Raw genomic sequence first — 252 nt, forward strand, 5'->3', positions numbered from 1 at the left:
TATAGTTTCGTGTTTTAATTGTCGTATTCTCTCAGAAAGTTGAGCCTCCGACAATACCGTGGCGGTTCAGAGCGCTGTGCTTACGTTTGTTACAATAGCCTTGCATGGCGCGAACAAACAGCTCTTTTTCATAAAGTCGTCTACCTTCTGCTAAGCAAATACCTTGTTTGTTTTTCTCAATATCGTAATAGCTTAGAATTTGGAATGGTGACCAAAACACTTGGAATTTGCTTAAAAAAAAGGCAAGTGATA

Annotated in this window: 1 protein-coding gene; it reads right to left on the minus strand. The window is 38.9% G+C overall.

Annotation, left to right across the window (positions count from 1 at the left end; translation table 11 throughout):
• Positions 1 to 31 precede the first annotated feature (31 nt).
• Positions 32 to 252, minus strand: a 221-nt coding sequence (locus AAEY78_RS14150; protein ID WP_352340039.1) for a hypothetical protein, incomplete at its 5' end; no start/stop codon positions are given.

Origin of the sequence: Psychrobacter sp. 16-MNA-CIBAN-0192 (assembly GCF_040309565.1) — a bacterium.
In the GTDB taxonomy this organism is placed as follows: domain Bacteria; phylum Pseudomonadota; class Gammaproteobacteria; order Pseudomonadales; family Moraxellaceae; genus Psychrobacter.